Annotated in this window: 15 protein-coding genes; 10 read left to right on the top strand and 5 right to left on the bottom strand. The window is 70.2% G+C overall.

Annotated elements, in window-relative coordinates; translation table 11 throughout:
* The first annotated feature begins 155 nt into the window (after positions 1-155).
* Together M8I34_RS29115 and M8I34_RS29120 are read left to right on the top strand one after the other, a co-directional pair.
* Positions 156-1,187: a hypothetical protein gene (locus M8I34_RS29115; RefSeq protein WP_250054291.1), complete on the top strand. Its 1,032-nt coding sequence runs from the start codon at positions 156-158 to the stop codon at positions 1,185-1,187.
* 152 nt (positions 1,188-1,339) lie between these two features.
* Entirely contained in the window at positions 1,340-1,924 is a 585-nt protein-coding gene (locus tag M8I34_RS29120; RefSeq protein WP_250054294.1) for a hypothetical protein, read from the top strand.
* Between the two features lie 114 nt (positions 1,925-2,038).
* Here M8I34_RS29120 and M8I34_RS29125 read toward each other — a convergent pair whose 3' ends face one another.
* From M8I34_RS29125 to M8I34_RS41715, 3 genes are read right to left on the bottom strand one after another with little or no spacing between them, the layout of a single operon-like run.
* On the bottom strand, positions 2,039-2,857 hold the full coding sequence (locus tag M8I34_RS29125; protein ID WP_250054296.1) for an isoprenyl transferase: 819 nt from the start codon (positions 2,855-2,857) through the stop codon (positions 2,039-2,041).
* A gap of 56 nt (positions 2,858-2,913) precedes the next feature.
* Positions 2,914-3,660 carry a DNA repair protein RecO gene (gene recO, locus M8I34_RS29130; protein ID WP_250054297.1) on the bottom strand — a complete coding sequence of 249 codons (747 nt, stop codon included), beginning with the start codon at positions 3,658-3,660 and terminating at the stop codon, positions 2,914-2,916.
* Between the two features lie 37 nt (positions 3,661-3,697).
* Entirely contained in the window at positions 3,698-3,997 is a 300-nt protein-coding gene (locus tag M8I34_RS41715; RefSeq protein WP_308372724.1) for a hypothetical protein, read from the bottom strand.
* Between the two features lie 119 nt (positions 3,998-4,116).
* On the opposite strand from M8I34_RS41715, the gene M8I34_RS29140 reads away from it, so the two are divergent.
* The 8 genes from M8I34_RS29140 to M8I34_RS29175 all read left to right on the top strand — a co-directional run bounded on the left by M8I34_RS29140 (position 4,117) and on the right by M8I34_RS29175 (position 10,893).
* Complete coding sequence (locus M8I34_RS29140; protein WP_250054299.1) at positions 4,117-4,950, top strand: helix-turn-helix transcriptional regulator; 834 nt, start codon at positions 4,117-4,119, stop codon at positions 4,948-4,950.
* Positions 4,932-5,300 (top strand): DUF397 domain-containing protein, encoded by a 369-nt coding sequence (locus M8I34_RS29145; protein WP_250054300.1) that lies wholly within the window; start codon positions 4,932-4,934, stop codon positions 5,298-5,300. The genes M8I34_RS29140 and M8I34_RS29145 overlap by 19 nt, the downstream gene beginning before the upstream one ends.
* Positions 5,301-5,541: 241 nt before the next feature.
* Positions 5,542-6,981: an ATP-binding protein gene (locus M8I34_RS29150; protein WP_250054302.1), complete on the top strand. Its 1,440-nt coding sequence runs from the start codon at positions 5,542-5,544 to the stop codon at positions 6,979-6,981.
* On the top strand, positions 6,978-7,406 hold the full coding sequence (locus tag M8I34_RS29155; protein ID WP_030085185.1) for a roadblock/LC7 domain-containing protein: 429 nt from the start codon (positions 6,978-6,980) through the stop codon (positions 7,404-7,406). The genes M8I34_RS29150 and M8I34_RS29155 overlap by 4 nt, the downstream gene beginning before the upstream one ends.
* On the top strand, positions 7,403-7,765 hold the full coding sequence (locus tag M8I34_RS29160; protein WP_030085183.1) for a DUF742 domain-containing protein: 363 nt from the start codon (positions 7,403-7,405) through the stop codon (positions 7,763-7,765). The genes M8I34_RS29155 and M8I34_RS29160 overlap by 4 nt, the downstream gene beginning before the upstream one ends.
* Before the next feature lie 28 nt (positions 7,766-7,793).
* Positions 7,794-8,372, top strand: a complete 579-nt coding sequence (locus M8I34_RS29165) for an ATP/GTP-binding protein (protein ID WP_078889372.1) — start codon at positions 7,794-7,796, stop codon at positions 8,370-8,372.
* Entirely contained in the window at positions 8,369-9,742 is a 1,374-nt protein-coding gene (locus M8I34_RS29170; protein ID WP_250054304.1) for a cytochrome P450, read from the top strand. Before M8I34_RS29165 ends, M8I34_RS29170 begins: the two co-directional genes overlap by 4 nt.
* A complete protein-coding gene (locus tag M8I34_RS29175; protein ID WP_250054306.1) occupies positions 9,658-10,893 on the top strand; it encodes a cytochrome P450 in 1,236 nt (411 codons plus the stop codon). The genes M8I34_RS29170 and M8I34_RS29175 overlap by 85 nt, the downstream gene beginning before the upstream one ends.
* 165 nt (positions 10,894-11,058) lie before the next feature.
* Here the strand turns inward: M8I34_RS29175 and M8I34_RS29180 are convergent, their stop codons facing one another.
* Positions 11,059-11,766, bottom strand: a complete 708-nt coding sequence (locus M8I34_RS29180; RefSeq protein WP_250054373.1) for a TerB family tellurite resistance protein — start codon at positions 11,764-11,766, stop codon at positions 11,059-11,061.
* 248 nt (positions 11,767-12,014) lie between these two features.
* Positions 12,015-13,082 carry an SGNH/GDSL hydrolase family protein gene (locus tag M8I34_RS29185; RefSeq protein WP_250054308.1) on the bottom strand — a complete coding sequence of 356 codons (1,068 nt, stop codon included), beginning with the start codon at positions 13,080-13,082 and terminating at the stop codon, positions 12,015-12,017.
* Positions 13,083-13,225: the final 143 nt, after the last annotated feature.

Below are 13,225 nucleotides of genomic sequence, written 5' to 3' on the forward strand. Positions count from 1 at the left end.
GTATTCAACGGACGCCGTATTCACCGGACGCCGTATTCACCGGGCTCCACATTCACCGGGCTCCCCATCCGCGGAGCCCGAGGCTTTCAGACCGCGATACCTCCTCGGCATGCCGGCTCTTCGCGGTCCCTCACCACATCACGGGGGTTGTACGGATGGCAGGCGACACGTTCGGCGTGGAGATGGCGGAACTCGCCAAGATCGAGAAGGACTGGCGCGCGGTCAGCCGGCGGATGCTGGAGCTCAACCAGCAGCTGGGGGAGATCAAGAAGACGCTGGTCACGGCCGCGGGGATCGACCTCGCGACGGCGCCGCTCGCGCAGCTCCCCGGTTTCGGCATCGCCTACCAGGTGCTCGCGGACGTGAAGGCCATCGCCGAGGTGAGCGAGCGCCTCGAGGAGAACAAGAAGAAGCTGCTCGAGGAGCTGGCGGGCGACGCCGAGAAGATCAAGAAGGTCAAGGCCGAGTACGAGGCCAATGAGAAGAAGATCGAAGATGAACTGAAGAAGATCAAGGACCGGAAGAAGCACGAGGCCCCCCACTCCCCCGGACACACCGGCGGCGGCTCCGGTGGCGGCGGCAACGGCGGCGGTGGCGGCGGTGGCGGCAACGGCGGCTCCGCCGGTGGGGGCGGCGCCTCCGGCCCGGCCCCCACCGAGGGGCACGGCGACGGCAAGTGGGAGACGAAGGGCGACTGGGACGCCTGGTCGCCGGGCAAGCACCACACGACCACCGGTGCCGGCGTCGAGACCGCTCCCGATACCTCCGGCCTGCCGGGCGAGCGCAAGGACATCATCGACCGCGCCCTGGAGCGGGTGGAGCACCGGATCGGCTACAGCCAGTCGGCCACCACCAACGGCTACCGGGACGACTGCTCAGGGTTCGTCTCCGCCGCCTGGGGCCTCCAGCCTCCGGGCCTGAACACCTACGGCCTGATGGGCAACGACACCGCCCACGTGATCACCAAGGACGACCTCCAGCCGGGCGACGCGCTGGTCGCCGGCGACCACACCGTCCTCTTCGGCGGCTGGGCCGACAAGGAGCACACCAAGTACATCGCCCTGGAGGACAACGGCTCCCAGGGCACCGTCTCGCACGTCATCCCGTATCCGTACTACTCCGGCGACGCCGCGCACGAGAGGTCGATCGGCCAGCCGTACGTGCCCTACCGCCGCAACGGCCTCTAGGACGCGACCGACGGATCGGCCCGGGGCTGCGGGGCGCCTGACACCGCAGCCCGGTCCGGGCCGGCCCTTCGGCCCCGGTCCGAGCCGGCCCCTCAACCCCGCCCCGCCCTGCCCCGCCCCGCTCTGCCCCGCACACGAGAGAGAACGCCTGCATGTTCACCCGCCGCCTGCTCACCGCGGCCGTATGTGCCGCGGCACTGGCCACGCTCACCTCCTGCAAGGGTGCGGACACGGACGCCTCCCCGGAGGCCACCGGCTCGTCCGCCCCGGCCGCCTCGTCCCCGGCGGCCACACCGTCCGGCTCACCGGCCCCCTCGGCCCCCGCTTCGGCCTCGGCCTCGCCCGTGAAGGACCTGCCGATCGACCCGGAACCGACCTCCGACTGCACCCCCGGCAAGTTGGCCAAGGGCCACCGGATCGTGCAGGTCATGGCCGCGCCGTCGCACGGCGCGCTCTCCGTCCGGGAGGCGAAGTTCGCCTGTGATCCCAACGGCGGCGGGTATGCGGGGACGGGGAAGGCGGCCCGCCAACCGCTGGCCCCGGGGGCCACGGCCGAGCTGAGCACCGGCGCGACCGGCCACCGCACGGTGACCGTCGCCGAGCTGACCCGGCACCTCTCCGCCTGCCTGCGGCACGACCAGGTCGAGCCGCCGCTCGCCTGCTCGGGAGACCTCTACGAGATCACCGTGAACGGCTCCGGCACCGTCTCGCACCTCCGCGAGATCTGGCACTCCTGACGGGACGGGCCTACGCGGGGCCTGCACGGGCAAGGGTCCGGCGGCGTTCGGAGCGAACGCCGCCGGACCCTTGTACGCCCCTGGCCGCCCAGCCTTGCCGGCCGGCCTTCCGCCTTACTTCGCGGGATGCCCCTCCGCCTCCGGCGCCGCCCCGAACCGGCGGTCGCGCTTCGCGTACTCCAGGCAGGCCTGCCACAGATTCCGCCGGTCGAAGTCCGGCCACAGAATGTCCTGGAAGACCATCTCGGCATAGGCGCTCTGCCAGATCAGGTAATTCGAGGTCCGCTGCTCACCCGACGGCCGCACAAAGAGATCCACGTCCGGCATGTCCGGGTAGTACATGTACTTCGCGACGGTCTTCTCGTTCACCTTCGACGGGTCCAGCTTTCCGGCCCGAACATCCGCCGCGATGGCCGCCGCCGCATCCGCGATCTCGGCCCGCCCGCCGTAATTCACGCAGAAATACAGCGTCATGGCGTCATTGTCCTTGGTCTGCTCCTGGGCGATCTGGAGCTCCTGCACCACGGACTTCCACAGCTTCGGCATCCGGCCGACCCACCGGATACGAATACCCAGCGCGTCCATTTCGTCGCGGCGCCGCCGGATCACATCGCGGTTGAAGTTCATCAGGAAGCGGACCTCGTCGGGGGACCGCTTCCAGTTCTCCGTCGAGAAGGCGTACAGCGAAAGATTCTTCACGCCCATTTCGATGCAGCCCTTGAGGACGTCCATGACGACGCCCTCGCCGACCTTGTGGCCCTCGGTGCGCGGCAGCCCGCGCTCCTTGGCCCACCGGCCGTTGCCGTCCATGACGACCGCCACATGGTTCGGGACGAGCTCACCGGGGATCTTCGGCGGCCGCGCACCGGAGGGGTGCAGCTCGGGCGTCTCGTACTCGCGTCGATTGCGGCCCAGAATCCCGCGTCGTGCCATGCGGCCCACGTCTCCTATGTGTCTTGAGGGGCGTTTTGTCTTGAGGGTCGTTTTCGCTATTTCTCTACATACCGGAGGGAACGCAGGCCCCGCTCCAAATGCCAGTGCAGATACGCCGCGACGAGTCCGCTGCCCTCCCGGACATGACGGGCCTCGCAGGCGTCCGCGGTCTCCCAGTCGCCGGTCAGCAGCGCGCTCAGGAGCCCAATGGCCTCAGAGGAGGGTACGACGCTCCCCGGCACCCGGCAGTCACCGCAGGTCACACCGCCCGCCCCCACGGAGAAGAACCGATTGGGACCGGGCAGCCCGCACCGTGCACAGCTGTCGAAACTCGGCGCATAGCCGTTGACGGCGAGCGAGCGCAGCAAAAAGGCGTCCAGCACCAGATGCGGCTCGTGCTCACCGCGGGCCAGCGTCCGCAGCCCGCCGACCAGCAGCAGATACTGCTGCACGGCGGGCTCGCCCTCGTGGTCGGTGAACCGCTCGGCGGTCTCCAGCATGGCCGTCCCGGCCGTGTAGCGGGCGTAGTCCGTGACGATCCCGCCGCCGTACGCGGCGATCGTCTCGCTCTGCGTACACAGCGGCAGCCCGCGCCCGATCAGCTCGCTGCCGCGCGCATAGAACTGCACATCGACGTGCGAGAACGGCTCCAGCCGCGCCCCGAACTTCGATTTCGTCCGCCGCACCCCACGGGCCACCGCCCGGACCCGTCCATGCCCCCGGGTGAGCAGCGTGATGATCCGGTCCGCCTCACCCAGCTTCTGGGTGCGCAGCACGATGCCGTCGTCGCGGAACAGACTCATGGCGCCATTCTCGCGCATCGGCGGGGGCGGGCGTCCCTCAGGCCCGCTCGCCCCGGCTGCGCGCGTTGACGTAGGCGGTCGCGATGCTCAGGCGCTCCGCGACGGTGTCCTGCCGGGGCGGCGAAGGCTCGCCGGGGGCCGGTGAGGACTCGGCGAGCGCCGCGGTCAGCCGCCGGGCGACGTCCATCGTGCAGCACCCCAGTTCCACGAGCGGCGGGAGGTACCGATGCGCGTACGAGACGGGGTCGGGGTGCAGCGACGGCAGCACCACTCCTACGCGGGCGAGGGCTTCCCGCAATTCCGTCGTCACGGTTTCCACTTCCTTGGGCTGCTTCATGATCTTCCGTACTTTCCGTGAGGGGTTTCACTGTTCGCATTCAGAGCGTGACGGTGCGGAACTAGGCTGAGCAAGGAGATCGGCGCTACAACTGCCGTGCAGCACAAAGGAGTTAGGTTATGGCCAACGCCTCGCGACAAGCGGCCTGGGAATACTGGGGCGCAGAGCTCAAGCGCCGCCGGGAAGAATCCGGCTTAACCCAGGAAGCATTGGGGCGACAGGTGATCGTCTCAGGCGGCTACATCGGCCAGTTCGAGCAGGCGATCCGTAAGCCACAGCTGGATGTGGCGCTCCGGATCGACGAGGTTCTACAAACCGATGGTTTTTTCGAGCGGACCTGGCGAAAGCTGATCGATGACCAGCGGTACCCGGATTATTTCGCGGCAGCGGCGGAGCTGGAGCGGCTGGCGACGAAGATCAACGACTTCGAGTCGATGATCATTCCGGGGCTCTTGCAGACCGCGGCGTACACGCGGGCATTCATGCTCGCGGGCAACCCGCTCGCGGCAGAGGAGTACATCGAGGAGAAGGTCCGCGGCCGACTCGACCGGGCAGTCATCCTCAAAGACGCTATGCGCCCTGTGTACTGGGCGGTACTGCATGAGGCCGTGCTACGTGTGCCGGTGGGCAGTCCGGCCGTCATGGCCGAGCAGCTGGAGCACATCGCGCAGCTCGCGCGCGAGCGAAAGATTCTGCTGCAAGTCCTCCCGTTCGCGGCGGGGGCATATCCAGTCATGGGCAAGTCACTGCGACTCATGGAGTTCGACGACGCTCCGCCAACCGCCTATACAGAAGGGGCGTATTCGGGGAATTTGCTGGACGATCCTGCCGTGGTGAAGTGGGCACAGGCGGCCTACGATCTGGTCAGGGCCGTCGCGCTGTCGCCGGAGGCGTCCCTGGCCCTGCTCGAATCGGCGGCGGAGGACTACAGACGATGCGCGAGTACGACCTGAGCACCGCCCAGTGGCGCAAGAGCAGCTACAGCGATGAGCACGGCGGCAACTGCGTCGAGATCGCCCACGAGTTCCCCGGCGCTGCCTCCTGGCGCAAGAGCAGCTACAGCGACCACAACAACGGCGACTGCGTCGAGGTCGCCCACGACTTCCCCGGCGCCGCCTCTTGGCGCAAGAGCAGCTACAGCGATGGCAACGGCGGCAGCTGCGTCGAGGTCGCCGACGGCCCCACCGGCATCGTCCCCGTCCGCGACAGCAAGACCCCCCACGGCCCCGCCCTGGTCTTCACCGCGCCCCGCTGGACGGCCTTCATCGACGCCGTCAAAGACGGCCACTTCCCGGCTTCCTGACCGGCTTTCACCAGGCGTTCACACCAGTCACACAAAGGCCCCGCCATCCCACTGGATGACGGGGCCACATCACGTTATGGTCCGGGTCATCGCGGGCGGAAGGCGACCTTCCACGCTTCTCAGTCCCCCATGGGAAGTGGCCCTCACGGCACGTCAACTGCCCGGTAGCATCCCGTGATGATCGGCAGCACGACGCCGTGATGGCCGGCCGACCCAGTCAGTACCCCAATTGAGGATCTCGATGACATCCATACCGGAGGCGCTGTTGTGGTGCCTCAGCGCAGGTACGGCCGCCGCCGTGGTCCTGGCGGCGCTCTCGATCCGCGCGCACGGGCAGCGCGCCGGCCTGAGAACGCGCCTGTCCGCCGCTGAGGAACAGAACAGCGCCACGCTCCACAGCAATACGGAGCTGTCGGCCCGGCTGCGCGCCACCGAGGCCGAGATCCGGCACCTGGCCGGTACCCGGCTCCCCGACCTGACGCTGGCGCTGGCCCACCCCCATGTGCCGGTACCGGGGCTCAAGGACGCCCGGTTCGCCGGGACGGAGACCGACCACGCGCTGAGCGCCGTACTGGAGCAGGTCAGCGACGCGATCACCAAGGAGCGGTCGCGCGTCGACGCCGCCGCGCAGTCCACCCTCCGCGGCGCGACCACCACCATCCAGGCGCTGCTCTACCAGCTCCAGACGGCGCTTCAGGAGATGCAGCACCGCTACGACGACCCGAGCGTCGCCCAGGACCTGCTGAACGCCGACTTCCTCAACGAGCAGGCGCTGCGGCGTATCCAGGCCACCGGTGTCGTCTGCGGCGCCTGGCCGGGACTCACCCGGGAGGACTCCTACCTCGCCGAGCTGGTCGTCGGCGCCACCTCCCGGCTGCGCGGCTACGAGCGGGTGCAGGTCAGCAACCAGCTGCGCGACCCGGTCGCCGTGGTCGCGCGGGCCGTGGAGCCGATCGCGATCGTGGTGACCGAGCTGCTGGCCAACGCGCTGCACCACTCGCACCGTGAACTGCCCGTCACCATCACCCTCCAGCAGGGCAACCGCGGCGCCTCGGTCATCGTCGACGACTACGGCGTCGGTATGCACGACGACGAGATCAAGGCCGCGATGGAGCTGCTGTCGGGTGACGACAGCCTGCTGCTCACCCAGCTCGGCGACCCGCCGCGGTCCGGTTTCGCGGCGGCCGGCCAGCTGGTGCGCCAGTACGGCTTCGGGGTGCATGTCGAGCCGTCGCCGTACGGCGGTGTGCGTGCGGTCGTGTACATCCCGGGTGACCCCCTTCTCACCGTCCTCGACGAGAGCACCCAGCCGATGTCCGTGATGGCACCCCTGCCGCACCGTTCCGGGATGCCGGAGCGGTCCCACTCCGCGCTGCCGACCGGCGCCACGACGCCGCCCCCGGCGGCCTCCGCACCCGCCGCGTCCCCCGCGCCCGCCGCGCCGTCCGCGGCCTCCTACGAGGCGCCCGCCCAGCCGGCCGAAGGCGAACTGCCGCGCCGGCGCCGCCGCAAGCCCGTCTCCGAACTCGACGAAAGTGCCGAGCGCACCGAATCGCTTCCCCCGCGCTCCCCGGAGGAGACCGGATCCCGTTGGGCCGCGCTCCAGCGCGGTACCGAATCCGGCCGGGCAGCCGCCCAGTCAGAACCCCCTCGCAGTCCCGAAGGGAACGCTCAGTCATGAACAGCCCCACCCGCCGCCGCGTCGCCGAGGACAAGTCCTGGGTGCTGGCGCCCCTCCTGGAGTTGCCGCATGTTATTCACGCAGCCGTCATCTCCGGCGACGGATTCATCGAGGGCGCCTCGCCGGGCCTCAAGCGTGACTCCGCCGAGGGTGTCGCCGCGATGATGTCCGCGCTCCAGGGCGCGGGACGTGCCGTGACCGCGGCGTTCGCCGAGAAGGACGACACCAGGCTGCGGCAGACCGTGATCGAGTCCGATGAAGGCTTCGTCTTCGCGATACCGGCCGGCGAGAACACCTGCCTGGCCGTCTTCGCCGGCCCGGAGGTGAATATGGGCGTCGTCGCCCACCACATGCAGGTCCAGGTGACGACCCTGGGCAACAAGGTCATGAACAGCCGGGCCCGGGACCTCGGTAACCCGGCATGACCCCGCGCCAGAGCAGCGGCAGGCGCCTCGTTCCGGCCTATCTGGCGACCGGGGGACGCGCCCAGCCCAGCCGCAACACCTTGGACCGGCTCACCCTGCTGCACGGCGTGGGGATGCCGATCACCAGTGAGGTACGCCCGGAGGAGCACCGCATCCTGGAGCTCCTGGAGCCCGGGGCGCTGTCTCTGGCGGAGGTCGCCGCCCACCTTCACCTGCCGGTGAGCGTGGTGAAGGTGCTGGTGGCCGACCTTGTCGATGCCGGGCGCCTGCACGCCCGTGTCCCCATTCCCGAAGCCGAGCAATTCGACCGACAGATCCTGGAGAGGGTTCTCGATGGACTCCGCTCTCTCAAGTCCTAGCCCCGGCACCGGCGCGAGCACCGGCAACATGTACCTCTCCGGCGAGAACCAGACACTGGTCAAGCTCCTGGTGGCGGGACCGTTCGGGGTCGGCAAGACCACGCTCATCCGTGCGCTGTCCGAAACCCCGCCGCTGCACACCGAAGAGGTCATGACCCAGACCGGCGCGATCGTCGACGATCTCGCCGGCGTCCGGGAGAAGACCACCACCACCGTCGCCATCGACTTCGGGCGGCTGACCCTGCCCGGGGACCTGGTGCTGTACCTGTTCGGCACGCCCGGGCAGAAACGGTTCCGTCCCCTGTGGCAGGACATCGCCCGCGGCGCACTGGGCGCCCTGGTCCTCGCCGACACCCGCCGGCTGGCGGACTCCTTCGAGGTGATGGACATCGTCGAGGAGGCCGGGCTGCGCTACGCGGTCGCGGTCAACACCTTCCCCGACGCGCCCCAGTACGACGTCGAAAAACTGCGCGAGGCGCTCGATCTGCACCCCGAGACGCCGCTGGTGCTGTGTGACGCCCGCGACCGGGAGCAGTCCGTCGACGCGCTGATCGCGCTCGTCGGGCATGTCCTGGCCCACACCCCCGAGGAGAACCCGAACCCGTGACTTCCCCGCACCAGCCGGGAGCCGCACCGCCACCGGGCTGCCCGGCGCACGCCGCCACCCCGTACCAGCAGGCACCGGCCCAGCCCGACGCACAGACGCCGGTGAAGCTCTACGGACCGGACTTCGCCGCCGACCCGCACCGCTTCTACGCCGAGTTGCGGCAGTACGGTGCGCTGGCGCCGGTCGAGATCGCGCCGGAGGTGACCGCGATGCTGGTCACCGACTACCGGGCGGCCCTCGACCTGCTGCACGACGACGCCACCTGGTCCAAGGACTCCCGGGAGTGGATGACGACCGTCCCGGCGGACACGCCGGTGATGCCGATGCTGATGTGGCGCCCCAACCTCTTCTACGCCGACGGGCCGGCGCACGTCCGCTACCGGGACGTCGTCGTCGACAGCTTCAAGCTCGTCGAGCCGCATGAGCTGCGCGCCCGCGTCCACCACGCCGCGGACACCCTGATCCAGCGCTTCGGCGCGCACGGCGAGGTCGACCTGATCGCCGACTATGCGCGGCTGATCCCGCTGCTGATGTTCAACAACCTCTTCGGGATGCCCGACTCCTACAGCGACCGGCTCATCGAGGCCATCGCGGGGATGCTGGACGGCACCTCCCCGGAGGAGGCCGCGGCCGCCAACGAGGCGTACACCAACTACATCATGGAGCTGGTCGGCTCGAAGAAGGCCGAGCGGGGGCTGGACCTGACCTCCTGGTTCATGGACCACCCCAACGCGCTCAACGACGAGGAGCTGATCCACAACATCATCCTCACGATGGGCGCGGGCAACGAGCCGCTCGCCAACCTCATCGGCAACGCGCTGTCGCGGATGCTCTCCGACGACCGCTACTACAACACCCTCTCCGGCGGCGCGCTGACCGCGCACGACGCCATCAACGAGGTGCTGTGGAACGACCCGCCGCTGACCAACTACTCCGCGCACTTCCCGGTCCGTGACGTCTTCTTCCACGGCACCTGGGTACGCAAGGGGCAGCTGGTGATGGTGTCGTACGCGGCCGCCAACAGCCAGTTCGACACCGGGACACCGGGCTCGGGCGGCGGTTCGCACCTCGCCTGGGCGGCCGGTCCGCACGCCTGCCCCGTCAAGCGGCATGCGCTGCTGATCGCCACCACCGCGATCGAGCGGCTCACCGCCTGGCTCTCCGACATCGAACTCGCCGTGGACGCACGCGAGTTGCAGTGGCGCAACGGCGCCTTCCACCGGGCTCTGGCCGCGCTCCCGGCCCGTTTCACCCCCATCACCCCCGACCAGGCAGGAGCCACTCCATGGCACAACAGGGACAGCAGCCCTACGTCATCGACCCGGTCGGAAGCGACATCCACGGAGAGGCAGCCCGCCTCCGCGCGCTAGGCCCGGCGACGCGGACCGAGCTCCCCGGCGGCATCGAGGCCTGGTCGGTCACCAGCCACACCCTCCTCAAGCAGCTGCTGACCGACGACCGGGTCTCCAAGAACCCGCGGGAGCACTGGCCCCTGTGGCAGCGCGAGGAGATCCGCAGCAGCTGGCTCCAGTCCTGGATCGGCGTCACGAACATGTTCACCGCGTACGGCGCCGACCACCGGCGGCTGCGCAAACTGATCGCCCCGGCGTTCACGGCCCGCCGCACCGACGCCATGCTCCCGCGCGTGGAGGCCATCACCACGGCCCTCCTGGACGACCTGGCCGCGCACCCCGCGGGCGAGCCCGTGGACCTGCGCGCCCGCTTCAACCATCCGCTGCCCATGCAGGTCATCTGTGACCTGTTCGGCTTCCCGGAGGGCGAGCAGCGCGCCGAACTCGCCCGCCTCGTCGCGGCCATCATGGACACCACGGCCACCCCGGAGCAGGCCGGTGCGACCGCCGCGGCCGTCCATGCGCTGCTGTCCGGCCTGGTCGCCGCCAAGCGCGAGAACCCGGCCGACGACCTGACGAGCCTCCTGGTCTCCGCGCGGGACGACGAGGGCGAGCGGATGACCGAGCAGGAGCTGCTCGACACCCTCCTCCTCGTCATCGGGGCCGGCCACGAGACCACCGTCGACCTCCTCGGCAACGCCGTGCACGCCCTGCTCACCCACCCCGAGCAGCTGAAGAGCGTGCTGTCGGGCGAGGTCCCCTGGAACGACGTCATCGAGGAGACGCTGCGCTGGGCGCCCAGCATCGCCGCCCTCCCCCTCCGCTTCGCTGTGGCGGACATCGACCTCCCGGGCGGCATCACCATCCGCAAGGGCGAGGCGATCCTCCCGGCGTACGCCGCGGCCGGCCGTGACCCCGAGTTCCACGGCGAGGCGGCCGCGGAGTTCGACATCCGGCGCACCCGCCAGGAGCACCTCGCCTTCGGCCACGGCGTCCACCACTGCCTGGGTGCCCCGCTGGCCCGTATGGAAGCCCGGATCGCCCTCCCGGCCCTCTTCGCCCGCTTCCCCGATCTCCAACTGGCCGTGCCGTCTGGCGAGTTGGAGCCCACGGGAGGCTTCATATCGGGCGGCTTGCGCAGCCTGCCGGTGCGCCTGACGTCGGGCTGAACCGGCCCGTCCGCGCGCGGAACACGACCCCGTCACCCTGCTGTGGTGACGGGGTCTTTCCGACGCCCGCTCCGGGTCTTTCCGACGCCCGCGCCGCCCGCGCCTCCTGGGGCCGGTCACGTATGTGCCCACGCGTCCGGCCTGCCGGACCAGGCCCTCAGGACCTCAGGACGGGGTGCGCGCCGCCGCCAGCAACCGGTTCGTGTCGGCGGGGCGGAGCATGAGCGCGCCGCCGACCGTGCTCAGCACCTCGCGCTCCGGGGGCGTGTAGGAACCGTCGGCGAGAGCGATCCGCGCGCCCTGGAGGAGGAGCAGTTCGCGGCCGGCGGGGGCGAGATGCGGGGCGAGCGGCTCCAGCGCCTCGTGGAGCTCTATGGCCAGCGCGGTGCCGCACGGGTCCAGGCCCTGGTGGCCGCAGTGGCCGCCGGTCACCGCGTCGTAGGTGCCGGTCAGCCGGCCGGTGTCGGCGGCGAGGGCGGCGAGCAGGGTCAGCAGTTCGTCCTCGGAGCAGTCCGCGAAGCCGGCCGCGCGGACCGTGTCGACGGCGGTCTCGCGGACCGCGCGGGAGGAGGTGCCGCCGGCGGCCAGCAGCGCGAGGGTGACGGTGTGGACGGCGTCCCTGAGCATCGCGGAGAAGCGGACGGTGGTCGGGTGGTCGAGGGCGTCCGGGCCGAAGTGGCCGCGGCAGGCGGAACACTCCAGGACCGGGCCGGCGGCGCCGCGGGAGAGGAGCGGGAGGCCGAGGACGGTGAGGCGGCGGCGGCCGGTCCTGCGGAGGTAGTTGCGGTCCCCGCCGCAGTCCGGGCAGAAGAACTCGCCGTCGGCGACGGTACGCCAGGACGTGCGCACGCCCATCACACACATCTTGTGCATCACGTCAGCCCTCCATAGCCCTTAGGGCAGGGGAGGTAACCCCATGGCCCCATCGCCGTATGGGACGTGATGTTAGCCACATCCGTGATGCGACGTCAGCACCTCGTACCGGACAACTGGCCGGATGACGAAGGACCCTGCCCGCCCCGGAGGGGGCGGGCAGGCCCGGACGGCGCCCCGAGGGGGCCCGGCCGCCGTCCGTCGGCCGAGGTCATCGGCCGTGCGGGGTCAGCAACGGTCCGATGGCATCAGCCTCGCGGGGGCGTCAACAGCCCGGGAGGCGTACTCCGGCCGTGCTGGAGGACCTTGGCCACTTCCCGCGCCTGGTTGTCCAGTCCGCGGGCGTTGGGGTGCACCAGGGTGCAGGCCTCGCCGGTGCCGGGGATGTCGTTGCACAGTTCCGTCGGCGGGTCGGTCTGGTCGCCGTCACCGGTGAGGTTGTCCCTGATCCCGTACATCCACTTCGTCTCGCCGCTCCGGCAGACGCCGTGGCCCACGCTGGGCCCGTAGGTGTCGACATAGGTCGCGTTCTGGTGTCCTGCGTGCCGGTGCAGCAGGTCGTTCAGGCGCCGCTCGACCCCGTCCAGCCAGGGCATGTCGCCCTTCTTGACGCTGCCGAGCTGGTTCCAGTGCAGGAAGGTGCAGCCGGAGCTGTCCGGGACGATGGCCGGATAGCCGACGATGGCGACCTTGGCGTGCGGCGCGGCCGCGTGGATCGCCGTCATCATGCGGCCGAAGTCGGCGTCGAGCCGGTCGAAGCGGTCCTGTAGCCAGTCCGCCCCCGCCCCGCTGCCGGTGTAGTGGTCGGTACAGGGCTTGGTCTTCAGGGGCTGGGTGAGCCCGAGTTCGAGGCACTTGGCCAGGATCGACCCGAAGCCGAGGGAGTTGCCGCCGATGCCGACGGTCACGAAGTCGGTGTCCGCGGACAGGGCCTCCAGCTGCGGGGGCAGCTCGGGCCAGCCCCCCTCGGGCGGGACCGTCGGCGGTCCGAGGATCTTGTCGGACGGCTGGGGCTCCAGAATCCCGTCGACGACCTCGGCCGCTCCGCAGGTCACATCCCTGAGCCGGTAGCCGAACCGCTCCGCAACCTGGTGGGGGTAGTTGCGGTACGAGCGGCCGCAGCCGTCCTCGGCGTCCCAGGGGCGGACGAACACGCCGGCACTGTACGAGTCGCCGAGCGCGACATACTCGGGGCGGTCGGCCGCCCGGGCCGGTGCCGCGGTCGTCGCCGGCGCGAGGGCCGACGCCACCACGGCAAGGGCGGCGGCTCCGGCCAGAGCCAGCCGGGAGAGTGCGGGCATGCGAAATCTGGTCATCTGCACGTCCTTGGTGTGCGCGCCGCGGCCTGTCCGACCGGCGGTCATCACCAAAAGTACCAAGGAGATTACGCAGAGTGACTTGCACGGACTTCAAACCCCACCTTCAGGTGGCGGCACCGCACAACGGCGCGCCCCCGCGG

It is taken from the genome of Streptomyces sp. MCA2 (assembly GCF_023544705.1).
In the GTDB taxonomy this organism is placed as follows: Bacteria; Actinomycetota; Actinomycetes; order Streptomycetales; family Streptomycetaceae; genus Streptomyces; species Streptomyces decoyicus.

Bases quoted from the DNA above. Each gene is read 5' to 3' on its own strand.
- M8I34_RS29115 (WP_250054291.1), top strand. From the start codon at position 156: ATGGCAGGCGACACGTTCGGCGTGGAGATGGCGGAACTCGCCAAGATC.
- M8I34_RS29120 (WP_250054294.1), top strand. From the start codon at position 1,340: ATGTTCACCCGCCGCCTGCTCACCGCGGCCGTATGTGCCGCGGCACTG.
- M8I34_RS29125 (WP_250054296.1), bottom strand. From the start codon at position 2,857: ATGGCACGACGCGGGATTCTGGGCCGCAATCGACGCGAGTACGAGACG.
- recO (WP_250054297.1), bottom strand. From the start codon at position 3,660: ATGAGTCTGTTCCGCGACGACGGCATCGTGCTGCGCACCCAGAAGCTG.
- M8I34_RS41715 (WP_308372724.1), bottom strand. From the start codon at position 3,997: ATGAAGCAGCCCAAGGAAGTGGAAACCGTGACGACGGAATTGCGGGAA.
- M8I34_RS29140 (WP_250054299.1), top strand. From the start codon at position 4,117: ATGGCCAACGCCTCGCGACAAGCGGCCTGGGAATACTGGGGCGCAGAG.
- M8I34_RS29145 (WP_250054300.1), top strand. From the start codon at position 4,932: ATGCGCGAGTACGACCTGAGCACCGCCCAGTGGCGCAAGAGCAGCTAC.
- M8I34_RS29150 (WP_250054302.1), top strand. From the start codon at position 5,542: ATGACATCCATACCGGAGGCGCTGTTGTGGTGCCTCAGCGCAGGTACG.
- M8I34_RS29155 (WP_030085185.1), top strand. From the start codon at position 6,978: ATGAACAGCCCCACCCGCCGCCGCGTCGCCGAGGACAAGTCCTGGGTG.
- M8I34_RS29160 (WP_030085183.1), top strand. From the start codon at position 7,403: ATGACCCCGCGCCAGAGCAGCGGCAGGCGCCTCGTTCCGGCCTATCTG.
- M8I34_RS29165 (WP_078889372.1), top strand. From the start codon at position 7,794: ATGTACCTCTCCGGCGAGAACCAGACACTGGTCAAGCTCCTGGTGGCG.
- M8I34_RS29175 (WP_250054306.1), top strand. From the start codon at position 9,658: ATGGCACAACAGGGACAGCAGCCCTACGTCATCGACCCGGTCGGAAGC.
- M8I34_RS29180 (WP_250054373.1), bottom strand. From the start codon at position 11,766: ATGCACAAGATGTGTGTGATGGGCGTGCGCACGTCCTGGCGTACCGTC.
- M8I34_RS29185 (WP_250054308.1), bottom strand. From the start codon at position 13,082: ATGACCAGATTTCGCATGCCCGCACTCTCCCGGCTGGCTCTGGCCGGA.